Origin of the sequence: Arthrobacter sp. AG367 (assembly GCF_007828995.1) — a bacterium.
Classification (GTDB): domain Bacteria; phylum Actinomycetota; class Actinomycetes; order Actinomycetales; family Micrococcaceae; genus Arthrobacter.
The window spans coordinates 1-26,681 of sequence record NZ_VIVE01000014.1 but is presented as its reverse complement, the minus strand read 5'-3'; the positions used below and the strand labels follow the sequence as shown (position 1 = coordinate 26,681).

General features: G+C 61.6%; 27 protein-coding genes and 1 pseudogene. 19 read left to right on the top strand and 9 right to left on the bottom strand.

The window, feature by feature from the left end; genetic code table 11:
• Positions 1-92: 92 nt before the first annotated feature.
• From FB478_RS20440 to FB478_RS20415, 6 genes are all read left to right on the top strand, one after another.
• The gene (locus FB478_RS20440; protein ID WP_144601472.1) at positions 93-1,043 is read left to right on the top strand and encodes an alpha/beta hydrolase; all 951 of its coding nucleotides are present in this window, start codon (positions 93-95) and stop codon (positions 1,041-1,043) included.
• Between the two features lie 95 nt (positions 1,044-1,138).
• Positions 1,139-1,921, top strand: coding sequence for a YoaK family protein (locus FB478_RS20435; protein ID WP_261377487.1), 783 nt, complete (start codon positions 1,139-1,141; stop codon positions 1,919-1,921).
• A gap of 14 nt (positions 1,922-1,935) precedes the next feature.
• Entirely contained in the window at positions 1,936-2,433 is a 498-nt protein-coding gene (locus tag FB478_RS20430; protein WP_144601470.1) for an NUDIX domain-containing protein, read from the top strand.
• 600 nt (positions 2,434-3,033) lie between these two features.
• A complete protein-coding gene (locus tag FB478_RS20425; protein ID WP_144601469.1) occupies positions 3,034-4,902 on the top strand; it encodes a beta-glucoside-specific PTS transporter subunit IIABC in 1,869 nt (622 codons plus the stop codon).
• A gap of 26 nt (positions 4,903-4,928) precedes the next feature.
• Positions 4,929-6,377 carry a glycoside hydrolase family 1 protein gene (locus tag FB478_RS20420; RefSeq protein WP_144601468.1) on the top strand — a complete coding sequence of 483 codons (1,449 nt, stop codon included), beginning with the start codon at positions 4,929-4,931 and terminating at the stop codon, positions 6,375-6,377.
• A 67-nt stretch (positions 6,378-6,444) separates the two neighbouring features.
• The gene (locus FB478_RS20415; RefSeq protein ID WP_144601467.1) at positions 6,445-7,287 is read left to right on the top strand and encodes a PRD domain-containing protein; all 843 of its coding nucleotides are present in this window, start codon (positions 6,445-6,447) and stop codon (positions 7,285-7,287) included.
• A 115-nt stretch (positions 7,288-7,402) separates the two neighbouring features.
• On the opposite strand, the gene FB478_RS20410 is transcribed toward FB478_RS20415, so the two are convergent.
• A complete protein-coding gene (locus tag FB478_RS20410; RefSeq protein ID WP_186447856.1) occupies positions 7,403-8,416 on the bottom strand; it encodes a Gfo/Idh/MocA family protein in 1,014 nt (337 codons plus the stop codon).
• A 407-nt stretch (positions 8,417-8,823) separates the two neighbouring features.
• Here FB478_RS20410 and FB478_RS20405 point away from each other — a divergent pair, with 407 nt between their 5' ends.
• From FB478_RS20405 to FB478_RS21545, 8 genes are all read left to right on the top strand, one after another.
• Positions 8,824-9,744: an alpha/beta hydrolase gene (locus FB478_RS20405; RefSeq protein WP_144601465.1), complete on the top strand. Its 921-nt coding sequence runs from the start codon at positions 8,824-8,826 to the stop codon at positions 9,742-9,744.
• Positions 9,745-9,846: 102 nt separating this feature from the next.
• Positions 9,847-9,999, top strand: coding sequence for a DUF1427 family protein (locus FB478_RS21560; protein ID WP_144601464.1), 153 nt, complete (start codon positions 9,847-9,849; stop codon positions 9,997-9,999).
• Entirely contained in the window at positions 9,984-10,208 is a 225-nt protein-coding gene (locus FB478_RS21555; protein ID WP_144601463.1) for a DUF1427 family protein, read from the top strand. Before FB478_RS21560 ends, FB478_RS21555 begins: the two co-directional genes overlap by 16 nt.
• Positions 10,209-10,536: 328 nt before the next feature.
• Entirely contained in the window at positions 10,537-11,790 is a 1,254-nt protein-coding gene (lhgO, locus tag FB478_RS20390) for an L-2-hydroxyglutarate oxidase (protein ID WP_144601462.1), read from the top strand.
• A 615-nt stretch (positions 11,791-12,405) separates the two neighbouring features.
• Positions 12,406-12,642 (top strand): hypothetical protein, encoded by a 237-nt coding sequence (locus FB478_RS20385; RefSeq protein ID WP_144601461.1) that lies wholly within the window; start codon positions 12,406-12,408, stop codon positions 12,640-12,642.
• Positions 12,643-12,906: 264 nt separating this feature from the next.
• Positions 12,907-13,107 (top strand): hypothetical protein, encoded by a 201-nt coding sequence (locus tag FB478_RS21205; protein WP_186447854.1) that lies wholly within the window; start codon positions 12,907-12,909, stop codon positions 13,105-13,107.
• On the top strand, positions 13,070-13,441 hold the full coding sequence (locus FB478_RS21550; RefSeq protein WP_144601460.1) for a helix-turn-helix domain-containing protein: 372 nt from the start codon (positions 13,070-13,072) through the stop codon (positions 13,439-13,441). The genes FB478_RS21205 and FB478_RS21550 overlap by 38 nt, the downstream gene beginning before the upstream one ends.
• Before the next feature lie 77 nt (positions 13,442-13,518).
• Positions 13,519-13,896: an IclR family transcriptional regulator C-terminal domain-containing protein gene (locus FB478_RS21545; RefSeq protein ID WP_144601459.1), complete on the top strand. Its 378-nt coding sequence runs from the start codon at positions 13,519-13,521 to the stop codon at positions 13,894-13,896.
• A 499-nt stretch (positions 13,897-14,395) separates the two neighbouring features.
• Here FB478_RS21545 and FB478_RS20370 read toward each other — a convergent pair.
• Positions 14,396-14,573: pseudogene (locus FB478_RS20370) on the bottom strand (CsbD family protein).
• A gap of 394 nt (positions 14,574-14,967) precedes the next feature.
• The gene (locus tag FB478_RS20365; RefSeq protein ID WP_144601458.1) at positions 14,968-15,270 is read right to left on the bottom strand and encodes a DUF4193 domain-containing protein; all 303 of its coding nucleotides are present in this window, start codon (positions 15,268-15,270) and stop codon (positions 14,968-14,970) included.
• A 197-nt stretch (positions 15,271-15,467) separates the two neighbouring features.
• On the opposite strand from FB478_RS20365, the gene FB478_RS20360 reads away from it, so the two are divergent.
• The gene (locus FB478_RS20360; RefSeq protein ID WP_144601457.1) at positions 15,468-16,040 is read left to right on the top strand and encodes a recombinase family protein; all 573 of its coding nucleotides are present in this window, start codon (positions 15,468-15,470) and stop codon (positions 16,038-16,040) included.
• Positions 16,041-16,367: 327 nt separating this feature from the next.
• Here the strand turns inward: FB478_RS20360 and FB478_RS20355 are convergent, their stop codons facing one another.
• The 4 genes from FB478_RS20355 to FB478_RS20340 form a co-directional block, all read right to left on the bottom strand.
• Entirely contained in the window at positions 16,368-16,904 is a 537-nt protein-coding gene (locus FB478_RS20355) for an SLATT domain-containing protein (RefSeq protein WP_222430072.1), read from the bottom strand.
• A gap of 605 nt (positions 16,905-17,509) precedes the next feature.
• Positions 17,510-18,676 (bottom strand): nucleotidyltransferase, encoded by a 1,167-nt coding sequence (locus FB478_RS20350; RefSeq protein ID WP_144601455.1) that lies wholly within the window; start codon positions 18,674-18,676, stop codon positions 17,510-17,512.
• A 454-nt stretch (positions 18,677-19,130) separates the two neighbouring features.
• A complete protein-coding gene (locus tag FB478_RS20345) occupies positions 19,131-19,415 on the bottom strand; it encodes a hypothetical protein (protein ID WP_261377485.1) in 285 nt (94 codons plus the stop codon).
• Positions 19,416-19,564: 149 nt separating this feature from the next.
• Complete coding sequence (locus tag FB478_RS20340) at positions 19,565-19,780, bottom strand: AsnC family protein (RefSeq protein WP_144601454.1); 216 nt, start codon at positions 19,778-19,780, stop codon at positions 19,565-19,567.
• A gap of 135 nt (positions 19,781-19,915) precedes the next feature.
• On the opposite strand from FB478_RS20340, the gene FB478_RS20335 reads away from it, so the two are divergent.
• Entirely contained in the window at positions 19,916-20,431 is a 516-nt protein-coding gene (locus FB478_RS20335) for a YegP family protein (protein ID WP_395858369.1), read from the top strand.
• 312 nt (positions 20,432-20,743) lie between these two features.
• On the opposite strand, the gene FB478_RS20330 is transcribed toward FB478_RS20335, so the two are convergent.
• Positions 20,744-21,850: a GTP pyrophosphokinase family protein gene (locus tag FB478_RS20330; protein WP_018770343.1), complete on the bottom strand. Its 1,107-nt coding sequence runs from the start codon at positions 21,848-21,850 to the stop codon at positions 20,744-20,746.
• A 45-nt stretch (positions 21,851-21,895) separates the two neighbouring features.
• Complete coding sequence (locus FB478_RS20325; protein WP_186447859.1) at positions 21,896-22,885, bottom strand: LacI family DNA-binding transcriptional regulator; 990 nt, start codon at positions 22,883-22,885, stop codon at positions 21,896-21,898.
• Between the two features lie 217 nt (positions 22,886-23,102).
• Between FB478_RS20325 and FB478_RS20320 the strand changes: the two genes are divergently transcribed.
• The 3 genes from FB478_RS20320 to FB478_RS20310 are packed head-to-tail and all read left to right on the top strand — an operon-like array spanning position 23,103 to position 26,554.
• Positions 23,103-24,167, top strand: a complete 1,065-nt coding sequence (locus tag FB478_RS20320) for a nucleoside hydrolase (protein WP_144601452.1) — start codon at positions 23,103-23,105, stop codon at positions 24,165-24,167.
• A 12-nt stretch (positions 24,168-24,179) separates the two neighbouring features.
• A complete protein-coding gene (locus FB478_RS20315; RefSeq protein WP_395858368.1) occupies positions 24,180-25,595 on the top strand; it encodes an MFS transporter in 1,416 nt (471 codons plus the stop codon).
• Positions 25,592-26,554: a ribokinase gene (locus FB478_RS20310; protein ID WP_018770339.1), complete on the top strand. Its 963-nt coding sequence runs from the start codon at positions 25,592-25,594 to the stop codon at positions 26,552-26,554. The genes FB478_RS20315 and FB478_RS20310 overlap by 4 nt, the downstream gene beginning before the upstream one ends.
• Positions 26,555-26,681: the final 127 nt, after the last annotated feature.

Below are 26,681 nucleotides of genomic sequence, written 5' to 3'. Positions count from 1 at the left end.
CCCGAGGTAATCAAAGGTCTGCGGCAGCTCCGTTCTTCGGCGCTGCCGCAGCATCTTCTGGCTAGAACCCGATATTGGAGTCTTGGAGAGACATGAGGAGAACAGCGTTCGGCTCGTTCCGTAACCAAAGCGACTTGAGCGTTGTGGCAAACCTGCCGACGACGCCACCGGACGTGCGCATCATGTACGATCCCCATCCTCTGACTTTCGGAGATCTTCGTCTGCCAGATACAGAGAACCGCGAACCGTTGCATCCTCTGGTCATTTTGATACACGGAGGAGCTTGGGAGTCAAGCTTCAGCTTGGGTTATATGGAGCAGCTGGCAGAGTTATTCACGCAGGCGGGTATTGCCACTTGGAATATCGAGTTCAGGCGTCTTAACAACCCAGGCGGTGGATACCCAGGAACCTTCCTCGACGTGGGCAGAGGAATCGACTACGCCACCCAACTCGCGCAGGACTACCCCATCGACCTGAACCATGTAGTGTTGCTGGGCCATTCCTCCGGGGGGCATCTGGCCACGTGGGCTGCGGGGAGGAAGAGAATTCCGAAAGGCAGCGAACTCTTCGTGCAAAACCCCCTGAATGTCTCTGGCGTTGTGGACCTCGCCGGCGTCCTGGACCTCGGGTGTGCCTATCGCGCCGGGCGCGAGGATGTGCGGCAGATCCTCGGGGCCGCTGATTTGGACGAAATCATGGATAAAGCCCGGACCGCATCCTCTATTAGCCTGTTGCCGATGGGCGTTCCGCAGACGCTCATCATTGGCTCGAAGGATAATCCGTGGAGGCTCGAGAGCCACGGGCGGTACCACGATATCGGCACAGGCGCAGGGGACAAGATCGATCTCGTGACTCTCGAGGGAGCCAACCACTTTGACGTGCTGGACCCGTCCGGCCCCGCATGGACTGAAATCGTCCAGGCCGTTTTCAACTACTTGGGAATGCGTGTCAGCCCGGACGTCCTCGGCCTTGGCGCACGCACCCATACAACTGGAGCCCCAGCTTCGCGCCCTGAGGTACGGACCCAAGCCCCAATTGTTTAGTTATACTGAACACGTAGATATAACGTGCGTCCGGCGTTGACCGGAACCGGCAGGGTGGATACACCCACAGCAATTCATACCCCCAGGAGATCCCCTTGTCTTACCCACCCCAATCCACGGCCAAGGACGAAGAATCCAAAGCAGAGCCAAATGGGCCCGGGTCACCCGCCGAGGGCGGCGTCCGCGAAAGCGACCGCTGGAACCGCAGGGTCCTTTGGCTCCTGATCGGCCTGACCTTTGGAACTGGAATCGTGGACGCCCTGGGCTACCTGGCCCTTAACCACGTCTTCATCGGCAACATGACAGGGAACATCGTCATCTTGGGGATGGCACTGGTGGGTGCGGACAAGCTGCCTGTCTTGGGGCCCCTGCTCGCCATGCTCTGCTTCAGCTTGGGGGCCTCCTTCGCCGGGATTGCTTTGAGGGCTAAACCCTCCACTTGGCCGGGAACTGCCACCGTCATCCTGCTTTTGGCGGGCTCTCTGGTTGTTTCCATGGGGGCCCTTTCCCTCGTCGTGCAGGATCGCCCGGATACTTCGGCGCAGCTGGTCATGTCATCGCTGTCGGCGGTGGCCATGGGCATGCAGGCTTACGTGGCACGAAAGCTTGCGGTCCGTGACGTCACAACCGTAGTGGTCACGTCAACACTTACGGCATTCGCCGGAGAGCTTTTCGTTCGCCCCACTAAGAAGAGCCTGATGAACCGACGCGCGGCTGCGATTTTAGCCATGTTGCTTGGCGCAGCCGTTGGAGCAGGGATGGTCCATTTGAGTACCGGATTCGCCTTGCTCTGTGCCGGACTGATCATTGTTGTGGTGTCCCTTCTTGGCCACTTTGCAACGAAGTCCGCTCTTGTCCCCGCGAATTCCAGCCGTTGAGCCAAGGAACTCCCGTGCTGACGCAGCACTCAGCAGTCCATTCCCCACGTACCCGGGTGAGCACGATGCTTCCTGCAATTGACACACCTTCCGAGCGCGTTGTCGTGGCGGTCATCCTGACCTGGCGCGGACGGATCGCCCTCTTCAGGCGATCACAGCATTTGCCGCACGACGGCGGGCGTTGGCACTGCATTACCGGATTCGTCGAAGCCGGCGTCAAGCCCTCGGATCAGGCCCTCGACGAGCTCGCAGAGGAGACCGGCCTCCGGACGGAGGATATTATTTCTCTCCATCCGGGGGAGGCGCTGACCATACATGACAATTCGGGACAGCCATGGCTGGTTCACACCTACATAGCCGAGACGAGCATGCGCCGGCTTACTTTGAACTGGGAGCATGACTGTTATCGCTGGACCCAAGCCAATAAGTCGCGACGCTTCGCTAATCGAGTCCAATGGCTGGACCTCATCATTGAAGCTACCTCCGGTCAGCACGGGTCGGGCCGTCAATGATGTCCTGACCCGCCAGCTGACCGCGGCTTCGACGCCCTCAGCTGGCGGGGTTCAGCGTCGAGTTCTGTTTCGAGAATCTCTACGAGCTGATCGAGGACTTCGTCTGCATTGTGCTCCTTTGAACGCAGCCCGACGACTTCGCCGTGGGGAAATTTCCATTCCCGTCATTGGTTTCTCCGGAAATTCGCCGCGGCATTATTGACGCGGACGCCTTGCGGTGGCCGCGGCACCTTGTGCAGATGCCAAGTGACAACAAACATGAACCCAAATTAAGGGTCCCGTGGAACCCGGCCTCGCCTGGGGCTGCCAGTGACATATTCAGCCCAATGTGGTGCGGTCAGCGGAGGGAGTTAAGTCTGTCCAGCATCGGGCAGGTAGAGGGTTCAGCACGAGAAAGATCATCCGAACTTGGTTCACTGTGTTCAGGGGAGCTGAACAGCACGTTGCATGTTAGGCAAATGGTGGATAGGCTTTGTTTAGCAGGCATTAAGCCTGAAAGGATTGTTACTCTCAAAAGAGGCAAGACCTGAGGTACACGGTGACGTGTGGCTCAGGTCTTTTTTTATGCCCTTGAGCCGGTAATGGACAGAAAGGACTGTCATGGCTTCTCTTGATCACAAGTCACTGGCTGCAGAAATCTTGAAAGAGGTGGGCGGCCAGGAGAACATCGCCAGCGCAACCCACTGCGCTACCCGCCTCCGGTTGAAACTCCACGACGAAAGCAAAGCCAATACAGCCGCCGTCAAACAGTTGCCCGGAGTCATCACCGTGATGAAGGCCGGCGGCCAGTACCAGGTGGTCATCGGTAATGACGTACCGACGGTGTTCGCCGAAATCGGAAAGATTAGCAAGATCGGTCAGGACGCAGACGCGACGGTAACTTCGTCCCAGGGCAACCTGTTCAACCGCTTTATCGACTTGGTGTCCTCGATCTTCTCGCCGATCCTTTGGCCGCTGGCCGGTTCCGGACTGCTGAAGGCGTTCCTCAGCATGGCCGCTACCTTTGGCTGGGTTGCAAACACGAATCAGACGTTCGTGATCTTGTCTGCAGCGGCGGACGCATTGTTCTATTTCCTGCCGATGTTCTTGGCTGTCACTGCCGCGCGGAGGTTCAGGACGAACCAGTTTACGTCCATGGCCATCGCCGGCGCTCTTGTTTACCCGAGCATTGTGAAGCTTGGCGACGCTTCGGAGCCGGTGGCTTTCGCTGGGATTCCTGTGGCGATGATGCACTATGCCAGTTCGGTGATTCCGATCATCGTGGCCGTGTGGCTTCAGGGCTACGTGGAGCGTTTCCTGCAGAAGGTTCTGCCCTCGGCGTTCCGTAACTTCCTGACGCCCTTGTTGTCGATCGCTGTCATGGTCCCGCTGATTCTTCTTACAGTCGGGCCCCTCACCATCTTCGCTTCGCAAGGAATTTCCGGTGGAATTGCCGGGCTGTTTGGTTCCGTCCCGTGGCTGGCTGGCGCCCTAATGGGAGGCTTGTGGCAGGTCTTTGTGCTCTTCGGCATGCATTGGGGGTTCATCCCGATTGTGACCAACGAGTTGGCTACTTCCGGTCATTCCCTGGTGATGGGTCCTCTGGTCCCGGCCGTCTTGGCGCAGGCCGCCGCGATGGCAGCGGTCGCGGTCCGTACCCGCAGCGCGAAGCGCCGCCAGGTGGCCGCGCCTGCCGCGTTCTCCGGCTTCCTGGCCGGCGTAACCGAGCCCGGTATCTACGGTGTGAACCTGCCACTGAAGAAGCCGTTCTACTTCGGCATCGTCGGCGGTGCCGTCGGCGGCGCGATCGCGGCGATCGGCGGAAGCGCGGCGAGCACCTTCGTTTTCATGTCCGTTCTGGCGCTGCCGGCCTACGCGTCCGTGGGCAGCTTCGCGATGCTGCTTGCCGGCACCGGAGTGGCCATCGCCATCGCCTTCGTGCTCACCTTTGTGTTCGGTCCCCGCGAGCAGCCCGATAACGACGCGGCACCGGTAGCCGCCGACGCGCCCTCCCAAGGTGCAACCCCAGCTGCCGGAACCGTTAAGGTCCTTGCCCCCGTGTCCGGCGCCGTAGTCGCCCTGTCCGAGGTGCAGGACAAGGTCTTCGCTTCGGGCGCCATGGGTAGCGGCATCGGCGTCGTTCCCGAGGATGACAAGGTTTACGCCCCCGTTTCCGGCACCGTGCATGCCGTCATGAAGACCGGCCATGCCTACGGCATCAAGACCGATGAGGGCGTCGAGGTCCTGGTGCATATCGGCATCGACACCGTCCAGATGGACGGCGAGGGTTTCGAAGCCGCCGTCACCCGGGGCCAGCGCGTGGAAGCCGGCCAGTTGCTGGCCACCGCGGACCGCGCACGAATCGCGGCAGCGGGCTATGACAACACCACGCTCATGGTGGTCACCAACACCAAGAACCTCACCGCCGTCGTTCCCGTGGGCGACGGACACATCACCCACGGGGTCCCGGCGCTCGACGTCGAACTCTGAAGAAGCTCTACGAAAGGACACACAGCATGAGCCAACCTACGGCCAAGCCTGCCACAGGACCCTTCCCCGACGGGTTCCTCTGGGGCGGCGCCACCGCCGCGAACCAGCTGGAAGGCGCGTATGCCGAAGGCGGCAAGGGCCTGTCCATCCAGGACGTCATGCCCCATGGCATCATGACCCCGCCCACGGAAGGACCGACGCAGGAGAACCTCAAGCAGGTTGCCATCGACTTCTACCACCGCTACGCGGAGGACATCGCGCTCTTCGCCGAAATGGGCTTCAAGGTGTTCCGCTTCTCCATCGCGTGGAGCCGCATCTTCCCCAACGGGGACGACGCCGAGCCGAACGAGGAAGGCCTGGCGTTCTATGCCCGTGTGCTGGATGAGTTGGAGAAGCACGGCATCGAACCGCTAGTGACCATCAGCCATTACGAAACCCCGCTGAACCTGGCCCGCACGTACGGCGGATGGACCAACCGTGCACTGATCGGCTTTTACGAACACTACTGCCGGGTGCTCTTTGAACGTTTCGGCAGCCGGGTGAAGTACTGGCTGACGTTCAACGAGATCAACTCGATCACCCATGAACCGTTCATCTCCGGCGGCATCCCCGTCCCTCGGGCCGAACTGACGGAACAGGACCTGTATCAGGCCGTTCACCATGAGCTGGTCGCCTCCGCCCGGGCCACCCGCTTGGCCCATGAACTGATACCGGACGCCCGGATCGGCTGCATGATCGTCGCCGTGCCTGTGTACCCTCTCACGCCGTCCCCGGACGATGTCGTCAAGGCCATGGACCTCGCCCACGCCAGCTACGCCTTCGGTGACATCCACTGCCGGGGCGCCTACCCCGGCTACCTGCTGCGCCACTTCAGGGACAACGGCATCGAACTGGACATCACGGACCAGGACCGGGAAGACCTGACCCACACCGTGGACTTCGTCTCCTTCAGCTACTACATGAGCATCTGCGAATCGGCCGATCCCCGGGCGGAGAAGGGTCCGGGCAACATCATAGGCGGTGTGCCGAACCCGACACTTGAGGCCTCGGAGTGGGGCTGGCAGATCGACCCCCAGGGCCTGCGTGTGATCATTAATGACTACTGGGAACGCTGGCAGAAACCACTCTTCATCGTCGAGAACGGCATCGGCGCCAAGGACGTCCTGGTGGAGGCTGAGGGATCTCTGACCGTGGAGGACGACTACCGCATCGACTACATGAACGACCATCTCGTTCAGGTCCGCGAAGCCATCGCAGACGGCGCCGAGGTCCTGGGATACACCTCATGGGGCTGCATCGACATCGTCAGCGCTACCACGGCGCAGCTGAGCAAGCGTTACGGTTTCATCTATGTGGACAGGAACGACGACGGCACGGGTACCTTGGAGCGGTACCGGAAGAAGTCCTTTGGCTGGTACCGGGACGTCATCGCGAGCAACGGTGCAGTAGTGGACAACGGCGTAACAGTCGCCTGATCTCCAACAGGACGGGGCATCCTGCCCCGTCCTGTTGTTCACTTACAGAGGCAGGAGTTACAACGACGTGGAAATTCTGCGCGTCTTCAACAACAACGTCGTTCTTTCACGGGATCGGAACGGCCGGGAGGTGATACTCACCGGACGGGGCTTGGGTTTTCAAGCGAAGGCAGGCCAGGTCGTGGACCCGGCGAAGGTGCTGCGCACCTTCGTACCGGAGGACGGCCGGGATCCTGACAATCTCGGTGCCATGGTTGCGGCCATTCCTCCTGAACACCTCCTGCTCGCGGAACAAGCACTCGAAGCCGGCCGCGACGAGATGCACATTCCCGGAAGCACGGTACTCTCGGTGGCATTGGCCGATCATCTCAGCTTCGCGATCAAGCGGCGCCGGATGGGCCTGGATTTCGACTACCCTCTCCGGACAGAGGTGTCGCATCTCTACCCGCTGGAACTGCGGGCGGCGCAACGCATACTCCAGTTCGTGAATTCACGGCTGGATGAGCCGCTGGATGACAATGAGGAGGTGGCTATCGCCCTGCATTTGGTCAATGCTGGCTTCGCCACGGGAGACCTCTCTTACACGTACCAGATGACGGGACTCTTCACCCAACTCTTCGAGGTGCTGGAACAGGCCTACGGGCGCGGCTTCGACCGGAATACGGTCAATGCTGCCCGTTTCATCACCCACTTGCGCTACTTCTTTGTTCGCGCCAATTCCGGAAGACAGATCGAAGAGAGCGCCGGCAAACTCCGTGCCGCAATCAATGACTCCTACCCGGATGCCTACGCCACTGCCCTTAAGCTTCAGACTGTCCTGGAGCTCAGGCTGGGAGAGCCCCTCACCGCCGACGAAGTCACGTACCTGACTCTCCATGTGGCGCGGATGGTTAACGAAAACCGTCTCTGAGCCAGGTATCCACTCAGCAGCCGCGGTGGTGGAGTTCCGGCCAGGTCGCACGACCGGAACTCCGGAGCCGGCCCCAGGATCACCGAAATTGGCAGGCCGCGGCTCCCCGCATGCGTCAGCCCGCGTACAGCTCAGGACGCGGACGCAGCGTCACCGAAACTGCAGCGCCGGTTTCCAGTGAGTCTATGCAGGAATCCGTGACTGCCGCTGCAGCATAGCCGTCCCAAGCATTCGGTCCCGTCACTACTCCCCGGACGGCGTCTTCTGCCCAAGCGGAGAGCTCACGGCGGTAGGAGTCGCCAAATCGCACTGTGAAGTCCTTCTCGCGAACACCCGACTGCTGAAAATCAAGGCTGACCGCAACCGGGAGGTCGTTCGTCAGGCGGGCAACACCCCTGCGGCCAACAACGTCACAGCCTATCTCGTAGCCGTAGCCCGCACGAAGGAAGACCTCCGTGTCCACGATGACTCCGCCAGCGGTGCGGAAGGTGAAGAACTGGGGGTCCAGCCAATCCTGCACACCGGTTCGTCCGCCTACACCGACTACCTTGACTTCGACGACCTCGTCGTCGAGCAGCCACCTGGTGCTGTCCACCTCATGGACCACCGCTTCTGTGGTGTGCATGGTTGAGGTGAAAAATTGCGGCACGTCAGCGGCTCGATGAACGCAGTGCAAGGCAACGACTTCGCCGAGCTTCCCAGTGTCGACGGCAGCCTTGAGATCTACGAACGCGTTATCAAAGCGACGCATGAAACCGACCTGTACAAAGCGGCGGCCAGCAGCGATTTCAGCATCGAGGATCTGCTCACAGTCTGCGCCTGTCAGCGCCAGAGGCTTCTCGCAGAACACGGGTTTCCGATTTTCGATACAAGCCAGGACCAACTTCAGGTGGGTGGACGCACTTGAAGCAATCACCACCGCGTCAACCTCGTCTGAGGTGATCAACTCATCTGCGCTGCTCATGACGCGCACGCTGCCGGGTAAGCCATCGGCAATCAACTTGGCCCGTTCGGTATCAATATCGAAAACCGCGACCAACTCGCCTGCAGCGACCGATTGGGCGATCGTCGCTACCTGCGCAGATCCCACCATCCCCAGTCCTATGGCCCCAATGCGGAGTCTGTTCATATTCCTTCTCCATTCGATTGCGTGATGAACCGCTACTGATTTCGTACCCGGTGCCATCCCCGGAACCTTTGCCATTGAAGCCGCGGAGCGACCGGGGTAACGTGAATAGCCGAAACGCCCGTAAAGTGCAACTGCACGGACCCGCCTTGTGGACGGCCAGAATTCACTATAGCTTTACATGTGTCGCGCCGCACAGTGTGGAGACGGGATGTCGCGTCGGAGCATACGGTGCTCATGTTGACCGCGCCTACCCAGTTAGAAAGCTCAGAAGGAAGGCTGAAGAACGGTGCTCCAGCCTCCTGCTGGCTTTCTGAAAGTCGGGTCCGTATAGGCCGGCTGGTCATGGGGGTTTAGAAATACTAAATAGGCTTTCGGACGTTAACCGAGGATTCAGCAAGGAGACCCATATGACTGTCCACCCCGACGCCCGGAGATTCCTTGAGATTGTCTCGGACGCGCCTCCTCTGGACACTCAGACAGCGGAACAGAACCGTGCAGATCTGGATAAGGCGATTCCGCTGACCGGGACGAAGACGGAAGTGTTTGTGGTGGAGGACCTGTCCATTGAGGACATCCCAGTGAGGGTCTATCGTCCGGTCGAAGGGAACCACCCGCTGCCGGCGGTGGTCTATTTTCACGGCGGGGGCTGGGTCATGGGGGATATAGAACTCGCTGACACCGCCGCCCGCGACCTGGCGACGGGATCGAAGGCTGTTTTGATCAGCGTCGACTACCGTAAGGCACCAGAAGACGTTTTTCCGGCGGCATTGGAGGATGCGGTCGCCATTGTGTCGGCGGTTCTAGATGGACGATCCGGGTTCAATATTGACACACAGCGCGTGGCTGTAGCTGGTGACAGCGCCGGCGGAAACCTCACGGCGGTTGTGGCGCAGGAGTTACGCGGCCACCACCCCTCGTTGGTGCATCAAGTTCTGATATACCCGGTCACTGATCTGGCCGCTGGCGACAACGACAGCCGCAGGGATTACGGCGATGACCACTTTTTGACCACCCGTGATCTGGAGTACTTTTACTCGACTTACGCCCATGGCGCGAATCGCACGGACCCGCGACTCTCGCCGCTGCGAAACGCTGACCTGAGTAATTTGCCCCCGGCTACGGTAATCACAGCGGAGTGTGATCCGCTGCGGGATGAAGGGGAGGCCTACGCGCGTGCCATGGCTGAAGCTGGGACACCCGTGACATCAGTTCGGTTCAACGGCCAAGTACACCCCTTCTTCTACCTTGCAGGAGTGATTGGCGACGCCCACGTGGCGCGAAGGTTCGTCGGGTCACAATTGGCCGCAGCCTTTTCACTCGTTGATTAGCCTTTGCACTGACGCAGGCCCGCGGCGATGCATTGGGACCACAAACCCTTTGTTGCCTCACCTTGTTTGAAACTCATTGACTCATGCACCTGAAGGGGAGAAATGGACCTGGTCATCGCTCTTGGAGCGGGCGTCATTGTCGGTCTCGTATACGCAGTCTTGCAGGTGCGTAGCCCTGCTCCACCACCAGTAGCGCTTTTGGGTCTCGCTGGGATGCTCATGGGATACGGAGCATTGGAATGGTGGCTGGCTTGAAAAAGCTTGGAAAGTTTATGGGATCCTTCGCGGCCGGAGTAGTGGCCGGCGCCGTCTACTTTGCACTCCACACGCCAACACCTGCCCCACCTTGGCCAGCCCTTGCCGGATTACTTGGGATACTTTCGGGCGAAGCAGCGGGCCGATTTGTAATCAAAAACTTCCGCGGCAGTAAGCAGTATTCAAACCGGAGTCAGCACACTGTCTAGTCGTCTTCTTCGTGTCCCCGCGCCAGCAATTCCTAGAGTCCCCGATGGTGTGCTTGCTCTAGTACTCGTAGCTGCACTTGATTTCTGTGATCCAAGAAATTCCAGATGCATTGACGGCGGACGGGCTTCCCGGAGGAAGCAATGCAGAAGCGTCCGCCGAGACTCCACCTTTGAAGCAGCCTTACATGGGATTCAATGTCCCGAATTCGCCTCTGATCCTGAGTAACGGGTGAAACAAGCCATTAGCCGCGTGCGAAAGACTTTTGAGACAAGGAATTTGAGCTGAGTTCAAAGAACAGGCACCTTCACAAGAACAAGGAGCATCAAAGTGCCCACCTCGGCCAGCGCGAACACAGAGAATCCCGTCTACGACTATGCGGTGATCGGAGGAGGCATCGTCGGTGTGGCCACCGCCTGGCAGCTGCTCCAGCGGTTCCCCAACGCCACAGTCGTATTGTTCGAGAAAGAGATCGGCCTCGCTAAGCACCAGACCGGTCACAACAGCGGGGTAATTCATGCTGGCATCTACTACGAGCCGGGTAGCCTGAAGGCGGAATTTTGCCGCATCGGGGCTGCTTGGACAAAACAGTTCGCCACCGCCCACGGCATCGCTTTCGAAGAATGCGGCAAGCTGCTCGTTGCAACTAATGCCATAGAAATGGAACGAATGGATGCCCTGGCAGAGCGAGCGAGAGTAAACGGGATCCGGGCACGCAAGCTGACCCAGATTGAACTAAGAGCAGAAGAACCCAACGTTTCCGGACTGGGTGCACTCCTGATCGAAGACACCGGGATCATCGACTACAGGGAGGTTACGGAGGCAGTAGCCAGAGAAGCAACAGAGCGGGGCGCGCGGATTCTGCTGAGGACCGAAGTCCGTTCGATTGACGAGCAGCAAGATTTCGTGGACGTCCGGACAAATCGGGGACTCTACCGGACCCGGAAAGTCATTGCCTGTGCCGGGCTCCAATCCGACCGTGTGGCCCGCATGGCCGGACTAGACAACGATTTCCAGATCATGCCATTTCGCGGGGAATACTACGATGTCGTCCCCGGGCAGCGTAGCCGCGTGCGTCGTCTGATCTACCCTATCCCGGACCCAGACCTCCCCTTCCTTGGGGTCCATCTCAGCCCCACGATCGATGGCGGCTTAACCGTCGGTCCCAACGCCGTGCTCGGGCTGGCGCGCGAGAAGTACGGCAAGTTCTCGGTGAGCCGTAGGGATGTGTGGGAAATGCTAACCTTCCCCGCCCTCTGGAAGGTAGCGATGGCCCATCTTCGTACTGGCGCCGCCGAAATCTGGAACTCAATCAATAAGCGGGCTTACCTGCAAAGGGCCCGAAAATATGCACCCAAACTGCGGATGTCTGACTTGGTCCCAAGGGAAGCAGGAATCAGGGCACAGGCGGTCATGCGCGACGGGAAATTTCAGCACGACTTCCTCATTCGACAGACGACCCGCACCGTCCATGTCCTAAACGCCCCCTCGCCTGCAGCTACATCGGCAATGCCTATCGCGCAGCACATTGTTCAAACGGCAGTCGACGGCGTCAAAGGGCAGGCTAACCAGCAGGCCAAATAGCTTTACTCCCTCGTCGTTGTGGAGCGAACGGGGACGACACGATCACAGGCAGCTGCATCCTCCGCTTTAGATGTAAGCCAGCCCGCATATCAAAGTCAGACCCGCCGAGATGTCTGGCGGAGACAGGGCTTTCTGCGTTGTCGCCCATATCTGAACTGTTGCCGTCTGCGCCCCTGCACACTTCCTGCTAAACAGGCACTCCGCTCGGGCCCGACGCATCACCGATGTCACGAGTACGGGGCACGTAGCCCAGTCAGCTGAACAAGAACGGCCATCGAAACGTCTTTGCGCCCGAAGGTGCGCGGGCGAGTCGAGCCTAGTACCCGAGGGCGCGTCAAACTCCGCTGACCTTCCGCCTCCTTGCCAGCCGGCAGCCTTGCGAGCCCTCCCGCTGATGGCACTAGCCCGCCGCCCGCAGGCAGTTTTTGTTAAAAGTACGCCCTCCGGGCTACAGAGCAGCGAACCCTTCCAAGTACGGCATACCGTAGCGTTCAGTATTACTTGACAGCGCGTTAAGTTCCACGTGTAATAGAGATCACGCTGATTACCTGCTGAACTTGTTCGACAGAGCATGACGCAATCGCCACAGGTACCGCTCCGACGAAGGAAAAGCAGATGAGCATCCACCACGCAGCAAACAAGAAACTCCTCGACCTTGCTAATTACTCGCTTTCCCAGCGCGAGCGGCGCATCGCTGAAGAACTACTTTTGAGCCTGGACTTGGGGTGGCCGCATGCAGAAGACCTTGCCGAAGCCAACGCGGCATCCATTGAAAGGTGCCCTGAGCAGACTCTCCTGACCACGGGTGCCACCACAATTGAATCCAGCCAACCATGGCTGGGTTATTGGTGAATAGCGCGAAGTTTCGACGGTGAACGCCACGCCTCTGCCCCCATACCGTGCGAAACTGCGGGCATTTAGTACTCGAAGAGCCCCGGTAAAGACGAAATAGCCTGACATGGCCAATGGGGCTCACCACGATCCTCCCGTTGGATATGCGCCTCCGGCTAAAAAACCGATAACAAAGATATGTAAAGCTGGCACTTCCGGCGACTAGATAGAAGCTCCAAAACGGGCCGCAAATACCATCACTTGCATGACCATAGGGACCAAACCATGTCGACCGCCGCGCCAATAATCATCGAAGTCCAGGACCGGGCGTCACGCGATGACCAATTAGAGCAGGCCACTAACCTGCTGAAAGACCTGGCAACAAGTTGCGGCATCCTCATCACACGGCACAGCTTCAGCACATACACTGCAGCATTGAGCGTGAACGTTGAGTACGGGCGCATCCAGGAAATGGATTTGCTGTGAAGACGGGGTTCCCCACGGCCGGCTTAGTGACACTGAAGCGCCGAAGGACTTCGTTCAGTCGGTTGCTCGCGCCCTTCGTATCCTCGATGTTGTTGCGGGCTCGAAAGAGCCAGTGCGGGCACAGTGGATCGCGAGCGAGGTGAACCTGCACCTCGCAACCACGTCGCACTTGCTGGCAACACTGGTCCATGTCGGCTACCTCGAACGTAACGAGCGCACCTACAAACTGGCTTCAGGAAGAATCCTCGAACTTAGCTCCCGATTGGAACAAGACTGGCGTCCCCTCGCATCTGTCACTGAGTCTTTTGAAGCGCGTGGTCGAGGCCACCGGTGAGAGTGCCCATCTTTCTGCTTGGCGTGATGACACCCGTAACTGTGGTCGCCGTTGAGCAAGGCAGCTAGCCTGTCCGTGTGGCGGACCTCAGGGTCGGTGTCTCCGGTCATATTCACGCGCGCGCTTCCGGAAAAGCTCTCCTCGCCTTTGGTCCGGAAGCACAACTGGAACGGGTTCGGCCGATAAACGGCCAACTCGCACGGCGAACCGAGCACACTATCACTTCGCTGCCTTACTTGCTGGCTGATCTCGAGTTGATCAGGTCTCGTGGTCACGCACTGGACCACCAAGAATACGTCCTGGATGTTTGCGCCATAGCAGTTCCAATTTTCGAAGGATCGCCGCGCCCCCGCACCGCCTTGTCGATTACAGTCCCCGTTCATCGCTTCACAAATCCGGAGCACTTTCAGCGATGCCTCGATGCGCTTGTGGAAGCCCGCGGCAGAGGGGAGTAGTCATGATCATGGCATCATCAATTGCTGTATGGCTGCTGTTAGCCGTCGTCTGCAAAAGGATCTGAGGTCGGCTGAGCATGGAACTCTTAGGGCCCTGACGAACGTCCGCCGGTTTCAGGAGGTCGACTGCCTTATGGTCAGAGCCGCGCCTCCGTTTTAGGCACTCGCCACCATGAGCCAGGAGGAGTACCGCCAGCGCTGCTGTCGCCAGTCGGAGATTGGGGCCGGCGGCGGCTGGGGGAGATGCACGTGGTCTCGTCGTATACCTTCGCCGCCGGCCCGGCTGTCCACGGTACGGCCGCAGGCCGAAAGGCGCCCGGGTAGCGGCTAACCCGATTTCCGCGAACGCATTTATCCGTCGGGTGGGCGTCAGCCGGTGGATCAAGGCCGTCCGCCTGACAGGGCGGAAATGGCCTGTGCCCGTTCCTGATTCGTTTCTGTTCGGGGCAAGCAAAAGGACGCGCCCCGTTCGCTGGGCGCGTCCTTCGCTGTGGTCTGGTCAGTCCTTCTTGAAGGCGTCCTTGACCTTCTCGCCGGCCTGCTTCAGATCGCCTTTGGCCTGGTCGTTCTGGCCCTTCGGTCCGCAGGCTCTCATCACCTGTGGCAGCGCCTGCCGCTTCCTTGCCCTTACCGCCGGCCTTCTCGGCGGCGTTTTCAATCTTGTCGCCCACTCCCATGGTGTTTCCTCCTCTGGTTGGCAACGTTCGCATGCGGCTACAAACATCATAAGCATGCTTAGGATCTTGTTTTCAAGTGCACGCCTGGTTCTTGTGCGTGGAATCATGCGTCAGCTGACTGGAGCGCCTCAGCATCACGGCAGAAGGTATCGCGACGGGTAGGCACAGATTCCGTCTGAAGAACCCGGCTTTCCCAGTGGAAACGGGAGCTTCCATAGCCCCTTCTGCTAGCGGATTTAAAGAGCCGATAGTTGATATTATGTAAAGTAAACCCCTTCGTATTGCATCAGATGCATCATCCAGGGGCCTTTCCGGCCGCCGGCGAGGTAATTATTCCCCGGCAGCAACGCGGGTCCTTGACGTCAGGAGGGTTACCGACGTCGAGCCGAGAGTGTCAGCCTTCGCACTCGATGCAGTAGGACTGGCCGTTGATTTCGCGGGCGATCTGGGACCTGTGGCGGACCAGGAAGCAGGATGAGCAGGTGAACTCGTCGGTACCCTGCGGGACGACCTGGACGATGAGTTCCTCGGAGACGATTTCGCCGCCGGGCGTCAGCCCTTCGTCGAGGGCGTCAGCTTCGTCCAGCTCGGTGACGACGCTGCGGGCATCCGGTGCGCTGGCGGACTTCAGCGCTTCCAGGGAACTGTCCTGGGATTCCTTGACGTCGGAACGGACTTCGTCGTAATCGGTAGCCACTGTGATGGTCCTCGTTTCTGCAATCTGTTGCTTGTTGTCTGACCAGAGAGCAACCTACACCACCCTGAGGGCTCTTCCTGCAGGGATACGGCTGCCGCCCTTCGGGATAAGCCATATGTCCGCAAGGCGGCGGGTCTTGACGCGTCCCCAGCGCGCGCCGACACTCGTTACCACACACCGACAAACGGGAGGCCGCCGTGAACGGTCAGCGCATCGGCTACGTACGGGTCAGCACCGTGGACCAGAATGAGCTGCGCCAGCTCGAGGGCCAGGTCCTGGACCGGGTCTTCACCGACAAGGCCTCCGGCCGGGACACCGCGCGTCCGCAGCTGACCGAGCTGCTGCGGTTCGTCCGTGACGGTGACACCGTGGTCGTGCACAGCATGGACCGGCTCGCCCGCAACCTCGATGACCTGCGCGCCCTGGTTCAAGGCCTCACCAGGCGCGGAGTGCGGGTGGAGTTCCTCAAGGAACAGCTCGTCTTCACCGGCGAGGACTCCCCCATGGCCAACCTCATGCTTTCCGTCATGGGTGCCTTCGCCGAGTTCGAGCGGTCTCTTATCAGGGAACGCCAAAAGGAAGGTATCGCGCTGGCAAAGCAGCGCGGCGCGTACAAAGGACGAAAGAAGACCCTGACGCCTGAGCGTGCGGCCGAGCTGGTCCAGCGCGCCGGCAACGGCATCCCCAAAGTCGCTCTTGCCCGCGATTACGGAATCAGCAGGGAAACCGTCTACCAATACCTCCGCAACGCCAGGTTGGAGCCAACCTAGCCACTCCCCCTGACCCAAAACCCCGTCCAGCGACCGATCACAAAGTCGTAGAGACCGCCGCCGGTGCTCCCAGCTAATCTCCACGTTCACCCGGCACTGTTGGCTACGGAACTTCGGCCAACCGCTATTTGGCCGGAGTTTCGCCACTTTGTGCTAAATCCGGCCTTTTGGAGAAGTCCCCGTTCTGTGCCGGTCTCGAGGCTGCACCCGACAGTCCCGCTCTACCCCGGCTGATTCAGCGCATGAACGGTGGCCAACCCTTCCAACCGCATTTCGACACTCAACAGCTTCCGAGTCAGCCCCGTGAGTCACTAGGGCCATTGGCGGCTAGCACCGACAGGCATTCGTGCGCAGGTTTCGAGGCAGAAACTTGTCGATTTCCTCGTCGGAAAAGGTGAGATCTTCCTGTTCCTTCAATGCCCGTTGAGCCAAGCGATAGGCTTTGGAACTGGTGTCTGGAGCTGCCCGATACACCTCCTGCGCCCGAGCACTTAGCTCCTCTCTCCGTTCCCTAATCTCTTTGCCGGGCACCGCGTGCGCCTTTACATCCGCCAAGAGGTGAATGTAGCTGTCGCGGATCCTGAGTAGGGATTTCGCCGCTTCTCGATGCTCAACAGCTTCTTGCGTCGGATTGAAGCTGAGTTGATACAGCGTGTAGCCGGCAGTCAGGGTGGCAAAACCTAGGGCCACGTACAGAAATGCCCGGTTCTCACTTTGGAGGCTTGTCAGCACTCCGCCGAAGGTCAGCGCGTTAAGGACGATATTGACCCATTGGGAGACAGCCGCTTTGCGGCTACATTGTTCCCGGGCCTTCTCGTGAGTCTTGTGCGTGTAGGCAACACGTCCAAACTCCTCCCGAATCAAGTCCAAATTCAGATCTAGTCTCCTTCCGGAGAACCCTCTACCTAACAAAGCCCACCCAATCTCAAATAGTGACGTGCCGCCTCGGCCCAGGACGCATCTCTGATTGGGTGTGCGACCTGGGCCGGGAGAAGCTTATGACTCAATTGAAGCCGTTCGACCGCGGGGGTTCGGCTTGATACCAGGCACAGGATGCAGCAAAGCTGCCTGGGCCGCCGTGGACTCGGCGCCCGGGCCGTCCCCAAGCCACAACCCGACGCCCTTCCACATCTCGTAATGCAACAACCACTCCGATGCCCATGGCAGCGTCGTATCCACCAAGAGCATCCTTGAGGACCACTGCCCGGCCATGTTGAGGCACAGTGATCCGTCGTCCCATATGTGGGGAAGGAGGCCTTGAGTGTCTGGTTCCAACAGTGGGTGCACCACGTTCACAACAGGGGTCTGTCCGACCCTCAGGGAGATCTCGATGGTGTACTCCCGTGACAACGCTGCAGGTTTCAGTCGGCCCCGCCAGACCAGCCTGTTCGGGCCAATCCGCACCGAGCTGTCGGGGTAAACGCTTTTCAGTGCCAGTGCTTGTTGACCGAGGTTCAGCCGACCCGAACTCACATCCGGCCTCCGTGGAAGGTATGGTCCCGGACGGATCGTGTGGTGCTGACTGCACCGGCAACCGCCAGTGTCGCGGTGCCGTTCTGAGCACGCAGATCTCCGGCCTGCCGGGCTTCAACCAACGGGTTGCTAAGCGCGCGGGCTCCGGCCACGGCTGCACTCTCACCGAGCACCATCCGTACACCCTTAAGGACGTTGTCGTTGCCACCGCGAGCAGCGATTCCGTTGATGTCGCGGGACACCGCTTCTGCCCACTCGAACAATGCCGCGGCCCGCCAGCGCTCATTGGCCCAGCAATCCGCGAAGTTCTCTTCAGGCATCACGGGGTTCGCGATCACGTACTGTCCGTTGATCACTTCAATGTGCTCGACAAAGCTGCCAGCGATACCCCGCAAAACGTCGAAAAGAGTCTCACCCCGCTGATAGGCACGTGCGGCCAGAGTGGTGATCACGATTGAAGAAGGTCGCTTATCCAAACGGCCAGTGAAATAGATGTCCCGGTGGCGCTTGAGTGCTTGGACAGCGAGCTGCAGGGTTGTCTTGCTGGTCCAATCCGGAACCGAGTCCACGTCAACGCCCCGTTTCGCCAGAAGCGCTTCCTTCAGCAACACCTCTTCGCGGGCCACTTGCTTGAACCACGCAGCGTACCCACGGGGGTCAGAACGTTGCCAAGACCTCACATCATGATCCGTTATCAGAATTCCGTCGTCGGACCCCCGCTCCGGAGAAGTATCAGGAACGGCCGGAAGGATATCCATGTGCATGCCAGAGTATTCGAGCGTCCAGCACCGCTCGCTTTCTACCAGCGACGGTTTACCCTGTGACGCCGCTACGAACTTTTGGAGACCCGCGCCGGTGTCCTTCTTGAGATCGTCCTGGGTAGTCGAGTAGGCCTGAATTCCACGCAGCACCACAAGATCGATGTCGACGTCGTCATTGCGGTGAAACTTCCGAGTCATAGTGCCGAGGGCAAATGAGCCCTGGACGTACACCTGGTTATTGGCCGTGGACTCTGCCCAGTGCTCGTTGAGGATCGCCCCGACCTCTTGATAGCGGGAGGTGACCAGGGCCTTCTCCTTCGCAGTGATGTCCAGCGAAGAGATGCCAGCACCCAGAATCTTTTCGAGGTCCCGGAACCCTGCCCGTTCAAGTGCAATTGTCATACCACTCCTAAGAAATAGGTGTGGCCGCCGAAGTATCCGACTCGCCGAGTAATTTCTTGAGCAAGTCTTGAGGATGTAAGCTCTTCTCATCCCGGTCGCAAGGGAATGAAAACAGCCTCAGTCGGTAGCCGCTAACCTCAAGGCGGGATTACCCTGAGGCTTTTTCGTGCCGTTAGGACACAACACTGACACTACATGTAGTGCAGACGCCTCTTTGGAACCCCAAGATGATGTATTACAAGTATGTCATTTAGTCCACCGGCTATCCACAAGGCAGGAGGCTCGGAATGTACGTGATTCCGCCAAAACGAGATAAAGAATCCACACCCTGTGGAGTACTAAGCCACATCTGGCCCCTCGGCGTGTCGCCAGCTATCGGCGTGTCGCGACAGTCGAATGGCGCTTTCCTTACCGCTCCGCAGCCCCCAGCCCGCCACCGAGGGTCCCAGCGTTTCTATGCACCGTCCCGGCTGATCCCATACGCCCGGCCGATCTTGTCCCAGAAGACGCCCGCCGCCCTAACTGCGGCGACGGCGTCGTCGAGCTGGGGGTTGAGATTCTTCAGGCTCCGGCTCGGGGTGCCGACGGTGTGCAGGTACAGGTCCGTCGCGATGTCGTGGTCCCCCACCTCCAGGAATACCGGCTCATGGTCTTCCCGGTCGCTATCGGTGGAATCAGCGCTGGCCGGCGGACCGGCGTACCGCGATATTTGTCGTGCATGCAATGGAACGTGGCCCATAAGGACGCACGGAACAAGACCCACTCCCTGAGGAAATCCCTCAGCTTTACAGAACGTCGGCTATCGGTCAGAGACGTTTTCTTAGCCGAGGCAGGGGAGTGGCTGCCTTCCGATCCTGGGCGGTCGCAGCCCAGGATCGGAAGCAGCACCTAGCGCTTTCCGTATTTACGGTGGACGGCTTGCTTGCTCGCGCCCAGGCACAGCGCGATGGCTTCCCAGGAAAGGCCGGCCTGCCGGGCCTTCCTGACCAGTGACGCTTCTGTTCGCCCGACTTCCTTCTGCAGCTGGGCGACCGCCTGCAGGGCTTCAGCCGGTCCTTTCCCGTCCATGGATGCAACCAAAGTCTTCATCCGATCCACCTCCATGCGTCAACATTAGTTGACGCCAGGGGGTGGGTCAACATATGTTGACGACCTGCCGAGCACTGAGGCTGTCTCGTGAACCCACGAGGAACGTGCGCGTGGACTGGACACCCGAGAGCAGGTGATCACTTCTGTTGGATGCCGGGCGACATCTTGCGCCGGCAAGCGGTCCCACGAGAAACTCGAGGAACGCGCGCTGAATTGATGAAAATTTGGACGGCGGGATACCAGGGAAAACGGAGGCAACGATGCCGCCGCTCCTGTCTGGCGGCAAAGATGCCGCCACAAGATCCCGCAGACGAAAGGATCGGAATGGCAGGAATGTTCGAACTATTTATCGACACCGAATCTGCGTTCAGGTTCCGGCTCACAGCACCAGATGGAACTGTCATGGCAGTGTCCAAGCCCTTCGATACCAAGACCGACGCCGTTGCCGGCATCGCCGCCGTGCGCGAATATGCCGGCATGGGACTGATCACCGACCACAGCACAACAACCACAAATGCGGCACCGCCGGCCACCTGGACTGACCCCGGCAGTCAAACTGACGATTCCCCGCGCATGCCAAAAATCGACTTCCACACCCGCGCCAGGGCGGTCCGCCGGGCCGTCTCGGGCCCCCGCTGGGCCGGGGCAATCCACAGCCTTTCCTGAACCGCCGGGGAGGGGCGCGGGGACCCCTCTCAGCGCCAGCTTTACACAAGATCAACTATCGGCCCTTAGGCCTTGATCAGAGTCAGCTGCGTCCGTCGCCCTCTTGTCCCAACATACGAAGAAGGTCAAGGGTGGTCATCCTCAGCTCCTCATAGGCGTGCTGGTCAAAGAGCGGCGTCAGGTGGGCCAGAGGAGTCCTGTCGAGTTCTCGGACCAGCTGCCGTGCCTCCCCAATAACCTCCCCATCGTTCCGGGAATCTGGTTCAGGTCGCGGGTTCGATCCATATAAACGGGCCGTCAAGGTACCTACCCCTACTTCTTCGTCATCCGATACCGTTCGATCTGCCGCAGCCGCCGCAGGAGGCTGTCGCGCCGCGGGTGCGGGACGGCGTCGGGCCCTTCCGCGGTGAGGTCGATGTGCTTGGTGCCGTACTGCCACAGGAGGAGGTCGTCCAGGAGCCGGTCCGGTCCGGGGGAGTAGCGGTGGTCCAGGGCCTTGCGGACCTCCGTGATGCGGTTGGCACTGAGCAGCCCGGCCAGCTGCATGGTCTGGTTCAGGCCGTGCGCGGCGAGGAGTTCGGCGGCCCAGCCCCAGTCGTCGTCCACCTTGCGGTCAACGTGGGGGAGCAGCGTGCGCCACACGTCCCGGATCCGGTTGGGCGTGAGCGGCGCGGCCCCTTCGCCGTCCACGTCCCAGAAGCTGCGGACTTCCTCATACCGTTCGTGCAGGTCGGCGAAGGCCGTCTCCACGGTTTCCAGCATGGCCGCGGTGGCGGTGAACTGCCGGTCGAAGTGCGGGGTCCAGGCGCGAGGGTCCTCGGCCTTGAACCGGATGTCGTGCTCGATCTCGCTCCATGCGTGGGCGAAGATGGTGCGGATCTGGCACTCGAAAAAGTAGCTGCCGTTGGGCTGCAGGTCCGGGTTGAAGACCTGCTGGTATTCCTTGACGGCCTCGTTCTGGATGGTGCGCAAGATGAGGTGGCGGCTGGAATACCCGTATGTGCCGCTCTCGATGGAGCCGATGTCCTTCTCGCGGTCGCCGCGGCAGTCAAACAGCTGCCGTTGGCGCTTGATGATGTTGGCCACGGCGGCGTTCTCGGCCGGCAGCTTGGTGATCACCCGGATGCCCACCATGTCATTCAGCGTGCGGAACGGGTCCGGAAACTTCAGGAGCCGCCGGCCGCCGGGTTCCAGCGGCTCTTCCGTGCGGGAGATCTTCTCCTTGAACGATTCCACAGTCTTGGTGCGGCCGGTGACGAAGAGCGGCGTGACCTCGCTGTCCTTCAGCATGTCCCGCAGAACCAGCAAAACGTCCCGGGTAACCAGCTTCAGGGCAGGCCGGACGCGCTCATAGATCTCCACGTTGTGCTGCACCGACTCACGCAGCGGCTCGTCCAGGTTTTCCCAGTTACTCGGCATGGTCCCAGCTTACGGCGGGGGTCCGACAGGAAGCCTTTGGGCCCCCTACGTTTCGGCGGCCGACGTGGACCCGCGCACCACCAGGGAGCTCTCGAGGATGAGTTCCTCCTGCTCCAGCGGCCGGCCTTCCATCAGGCGGCGGAGCTGCTCCCCGGCCTTCAGGCCCAGCAGCGCCGCGGGCAGGTGCACGCTGGTCAGGCCCGGGCTGCTGGTAGCGGAGTACGGCAGGTCGTCGAAGCCGGCAACCGCCAACTCCTCCGGAATCCGGACCCCTTCCACCCGGGCTTCCTGCAGCACACCGTAGGCGTGGGTGTCCGTGGCACAGACGACGGCGGTCACCCCCTGGCGCTGCCAGTCCGGCCACGCTGCGGCAAAGGCCGCCGCGGCTTCGCCAACGTCGATGGTGGTGGCAGGGATATGCTGCGGATCCACCGCCATGCCCCGGGCGGCCGCTTCGGCCAGGAACGCCTCGCGGCGGATGGCAAAAGTTTCGGTTCCGGTCACGCTGTCCAGGTAGGCCACGCGCCGGTGCCCGGCCCCGGCGAGGTGGGCGGCCAACTCCCGGGCGCCCTGCGCGACGTCCAGATTGACCGCGGGAGCAACCGATTCCAGGCCGGGTGCGTCCAGCAGGACCAGGGGCCCGGCCACGGACAGATCGGCCAGGAAGTCCGCGTTGGGCGCGTCAACCAGGAGCCCTGCCGGCCGCAGGGACATCAGCTTCCGGACGTCGTCGGCCTTGGGGAATTCGCCCGAATCGGTGACGGAAAGCAGCAGCTGGTAGTTGGGCCCCAGGGATTCCCGCACCCCGCCGATCACCTTGGCGAAGAACGGGTTGGAGATGTCCGGCGCCACCAGGATCACGATTGAACTGACGCCCTTGGCCAGCGAGCTCCCGATGCCGTCCACCACGTAACCCAGCTCGGCGATGGCCTCCCGCACCCGGGAAATGTTGTCCTCGGACACCCGGCCCGCCGTCTTGCCGTTGGCCACCAATGACACCGTGGCCACGGAGACGCCGGCCCGCGCCGCCACCATGGCTGCCGTCACCCGCCGGGGCCGCGCCCGCTGCTGCACCTGTTCCCCGGAATCCATACTTCGATCCTATCCGCCGCAGGGAACACCAGGGGCAGCAACGCATCAAGCGTTTGACGTGCGGTAATACCTCCCTAACGTTAAGCGTTTGACGTTAGGCGCAAAAGCCTGCCATGATCACTCCCGGAATACTGAATCCCTGCCTCCCCGGCAGGCCCCAATGACGTGGAGAACCATCGTGGAACTAGATCCCCGGCCCGTAGACAGCCACCCAAAGCCCCGGAAGATCATCCTGGACTGCGACCCCGGCCATGATGACGCCGTGGCCCTGCTGCTGGCGCACGGCAGCCCGAACATCGAACTGCTGGCCGTCACCACGGTGGTGGGCAACCAGACCCTTGAAAAGGTCACCCGCAACGCCCTGGCCGTCGGCACCATCGCCGGGATCACCGGCGTCCCCTTCGCCGCCGGCTGCCCGCGGCCCCTGGTCCGCAGCATCGAAACCGCGCCGGACATCCATGGCGAGTCCGGCATGGACGGCCCCGCCCTCCCGGAGTCCACCATCGAACTGGACCCGCGCCACGCCGTCGACCTCATCATCGACACTGTCATGGCGCACGAGCCCGGCACCGTCACCCTGGTCCCCACTGCCGGCCTGACCAACATCGCCATGGCCGCCCGCAAGGAACCGCGCATCGTGGAACGCGTCCGGGAAGTGGTCCTCATGGGCGGCGGCTACCACGTGGGCAACTGGAGCGCCGTGGCGGAGTTCAACATCATCATCGACCCCGAGGCCGCGCACATCGTCTTCAACGAGAAATGGCCCGTGGTGATGGTGGGCCTTGACCTCACCCACCAGGCGCTCGCCACCCCCGAGGTCGTGGAAAAGATCGCCGCCATCGGCACCAGCCCGGCCAAATTCGTCACCGAACTGATGGACTTCTTCGCCCACACCTACAAGGACGCGCAGGGCTTCGATCACCCGCCGGTCCATGATCCGTGCGCCGTGGCCTACGTGATCGACCCCAGCATCGTCAGCACCCGCAAGGTGCCGGTCAACATCGAACTCCAGGGCGCCCTCACGCTCGGCATGACCGTGGCGGACTTCCGCGCCCCCGCCCCCGCCGACTGCCACACCAGCGTGGCCGTGGACCTGGACCACGCGCGCTTCTGGGACCTGGTCACCGACGCGCTGGAACGCATCGGCGAGCCAATCACCAAAGGCAACGCGTCCGACGTCGAACGCCACGCCAGTGCCTCCCTCACCGCCGGAGGGGTCAAGTAAATGACTGCCACGATGACCCAAACCAAGACCGGCCGCGGCAACATCGCCGCCCTCATGACCGCCCTGCTGGCGGCCTGCGTGGCCTTCCAGCTCAACGCCTCCATGCTCAGCCCCGCCCTGGTCACTATGGGCGAGGAGCTCAACACCGACCAGGCCGTCATCGGCCTCTCCCAGACCTGGTTCTTCACCGCCGCCGCCCTCTTCTCCCTGTTCCTGCCCCGGCTCAGCGACATCGTGGGCCGCAAGAAGGTCCTGGTGGGCATGATGGTGCTGATGGCCGTGGGGTCCGTCATCGCGGCGCTCGCCCCGGACGTCACGTGGCTCTTCGTGGGCCGCATCATCCAGGGCGTCAGCGGACCCACCGTGCCGCTGTGCCTGATCATGCTGCGTTCTGCGGTCAGCAACCCGCGGAAATACGGCACCCTGATGGGCCTCATCACCGCGGTCAACGGCGGCGTGGCCGGCGTGGACTCCTTCGTGGGCGGCTACTTCGCGGAGCACTTCGGCTTCCGCAGCATCTTCTGGCTCATGGTGGTGCTGGCCGCCGCCGCCACCGCCCTGATCATGGTCCTCGCGGCGGAAAGCAAGCCTGCCGCCGGCACCCGGATGGACTGGCTGGGCGTGTTCTTCATCGTGGTGGCCGTCGGCGCCCTGCTGACCGCACTGAACGAGGCCTCCAAGCTGGTGGGCGGCTTCTCCGCCACAACGCTGATGCTGAGCCTGGCGCTGGTACTGGTGTCCGCCGTCGCGTTCTTCGCCTTCTGGCGCACCGAACAGCGCGCCGCGCAGCCCATGGTGGAAACCGTGCACCTGCGCCAGCGCTCCACCTGGGCTCCGCTGCTCACCACCACGCTGACCATGACCGGCATCTTCGCCGTCATCAACGGCATCGTTCCCGCCTACGTCCAGGCCGCCAACCCCGGGTTCGGCGTGGGCCCCACCGAAATGTCGCTGATCATCCTCACCCCGTACGCCCTGCTGGGCTGGCTGGTGGGCCCGATCAGCGGAAGACTGGCTCCGGTCCTTGGCTACACCAGGGTGCTCCGGATCGGCCTCCTGGGCAGCATCGCGGCCCTGGCGCTGATTGCCTTCCTGGGCCTGGACAGCCTGCCCCTGATGATCGCCGGCACGGTCTTGCTGGGCATCATGTACGCCGGTACGGTCAACATCATGCTCAACGGACTCGGTGTTGTCCTCTCGCCCGCCGGAAACCCCGGCTTCCTGCCCGGCATGAACGCCGGCGCGTTCAACCTGGGCGCAGGCCTCAGCTTCCTGATCCTGCCGGCCGTGCTGGTGGCGACGTCGGTACTTGGCGACGCGACGGCCTCCTACCTCACCGTCGTGGTGGTCGGCTTGGCACTGACCGTCGCCGCCTTCGCCGCGTCCCTGCTGATCCCCAAGCCGGTTGAGGCTGAGGTGGCTGAATGAGTACCGCGGCCGGCAGCACGGGCCGGATCGTCGTCGTCGGCTCCCTCAACGCCGACCTCACCATCTACTGCGAACGCCTGCCGCAGCCGGGCGAAACCGTCCAGGGCAACGGCTTTGCCGTGAACCCGGGCGGCAAGAGCGCCAACCAGGCGGTGGCCGCCGGCCGACTGGGCGGCCACGTCAGCCTGGTGGGTGCCGTGGGAAAGGACGCCAACGGAGCCATGCTCGAGGCCTCGGTGGCAGGGGCCGGCGTGGATGTGGGGCACGTGCGGACCTCCACTGAGCCCACCGGCGTAGCGGTCATCGCCGTGGACGCCCGTGGCGAGAACAACATCATCATCTCCGCCGGGGCCAACGGCACTCTGTCCCCGGCCGACGTAGCGGACGCCGGGGACGTGCTGGAGGAGGCCGCCGTGGTGAGCCTCTGCCTTGAGGTCGGCATGGACACGGTGCTGGCCGCAGCCCGGGCAGGGCACGACGCCGGCGCAACGGTCCTGCTGAACCTCTCGCCTTACGCGGAGATTCCGTCAGCCCTGGCCGGATTGGCTGACGTATTGCTGGTCAACGCCCACGAGGCCGCGCTGTTCCTTGGTGTTTCCGTGCCGGGTGCCGGCGCGCCAGCCGACGAGTGGGAAGCGGCGCGGGAGCGGTTTGCCGCCCGGGGCATCCAGCAGGTATTGGTGACGCTCGGTTCGCAGGGCTCCGTGGTGCTGGACTCGCTGGCGTCTCCCGGCTCCCGCGTGACGTCCGTTCAACCCACCCAGGTGCACGCGGTGGACACCACCGGTGCCGGGGACGCGTTCACGGGAGCAGTTGCCGTGCGGCTTGCGGCGGGGGATGCGCTCGCCGATGCCGCCGCCTTCGCCTCCGTTGCCGCGGCCCTGGCAACCACCCGCAAAGGGACCCAGGCAGCGTACCCGGACACGGCCGACGTCGAACGCCGCCTCCGCGCGTCCTGACGCCGCCGGCGGGGCCAGCCGGTGAGGCTAGGTGTACTGCCCAGGCAGGTTGGTTAAGCGGCTGATGGGCGGGTGGCCTCCGATTGCGGTGTGGGGCCTGTGGTGATTGTAGTGGTGCAGCCATGCC

Bases quoted from the DNA above. Each gene is read 5' to 3' on its own strand.
- FB478_RS20440 (WP_144601472.1), top strand. From the start codon at position 93: ATGAGGAGAACAGCGTTCGGCTCGTTCCGTAACCAAAGCGACTTGAGC.
- FB478_RS20425 (WP_144601469.1), top strand. From the start codon at position 3,034: ATGGCTTCTCTTGATCACAAGTCACTGGCTGCAGAAATCTTGAAAGAG.
- FB478_RS20420 (WP_144601468.1), top strand. From the start codon at position 4,929: ATGAGCCAACCTACGGCCAAGCCTGCCACAGGACCCTTCCCCGACGGG.
- FB478_RS20410 (WP_186447856.1), bottom strand. From the start codon at position 8,416: ATGAACAGACTCCGCATTGGGGCCATAGGACTGGGGATGGTGGGATCT.
- FB478_RS20405 (WP_144601465.1), top strand. From the start codon at position 8,824: ATGACTGTCCACCCCGACGCCCGGAGATTCCTTGAGATTGTCTCGGAC.
- FB478_RS21560 (WP_144601464.1), top strand. From the start codon at position 9,847: ATGGACCTGGTCATCGCTCTTGGAGCGGGCGTCATTGTCGGTCTCGTA.
- FB478_RS21555 (WP_144601463.1), top strand. From the start codon at position 9,984: ATGGTGGCTGGCTTGAAAAAGCTTGGAAAGTTTATGGGATCCTTCGCG.
- FB478_RS20385 (WP_144601461.1), top strand. From the start codon at position 12,406: ATGAGCATCCACCACGCAGCAAACAAGAAACTCCTCGACCTTGCTAAT.
- FB478_RS21205 (WP_186447854.1), top strand. From the start codon at position 12,907: ATGTCGACCGCCGCGCCAATAATCATCGAAGTCCAGGACCGGGCGTCA.
- FB478_RS20350 (WP_144601455.1), bottom strand. From the start codon at position 18,676: ATGACAATTGCACTTGAACGGGCAGGGTTCCGGGACCTCGAAAAGATT.
- FB478_RS20345 (WP_261377485.1), bottom strand. From the start codon at position 19,415: ATGGGCCACGTTCCATTGCATGCACGACAAATATCGCGGTACGCCGGT.
- FB478_RS20340 (WP_144601454.1), bottom strand. From the start codon at position 19,780: ATGGAGGTGGATCGGATGAAGACTTTGGTTGCATCCATGGACGGGAAA.
- FB478_RS20335 (WP_395858369.1), top strand. From the start codon at position 19,916: ATGCCGGGCGACATCTTGCGCCGGCAAGCGGTCCCACGAGAAACTCGA.
- FB478_RS20330 (WP_018770343.1), bottom strand. From the start codon at position 21,850: ATGCCGAGTAACTGGGAAAACCTGGACGAGCCGCTGCGTGAGTCGGTG.
- FB478_RS20325 (WP_186447859.1), bottom strand. From the start codon at position 22,885: ATGGTGGCGGCGCGGGCCGGCGTCTCCGTGGCCACGGTGTCATTGGTG.
- FB478_RS20320 (WP_144601452.1), top strand. From the start codon at position 23,103: ATGACGTGGAGAACCATCGTGGAACTAGATCCCCGGCCCGTAGACAGC.
- FB478_RS20315 (WP_395858368.1), top strand. From the start codon at position 24,180: ATGACCCAAACCAAGACCGGCCGCGGCAACATCGCCGCCCTCATGACC.
- FB478_RS20310 (WP_018770339.1), top strand. From the start codon at position 25,592: ATGAGTACCGCGGCCGGCAGCACGGGCCGGATCGTCGTCGTCGGCTCC.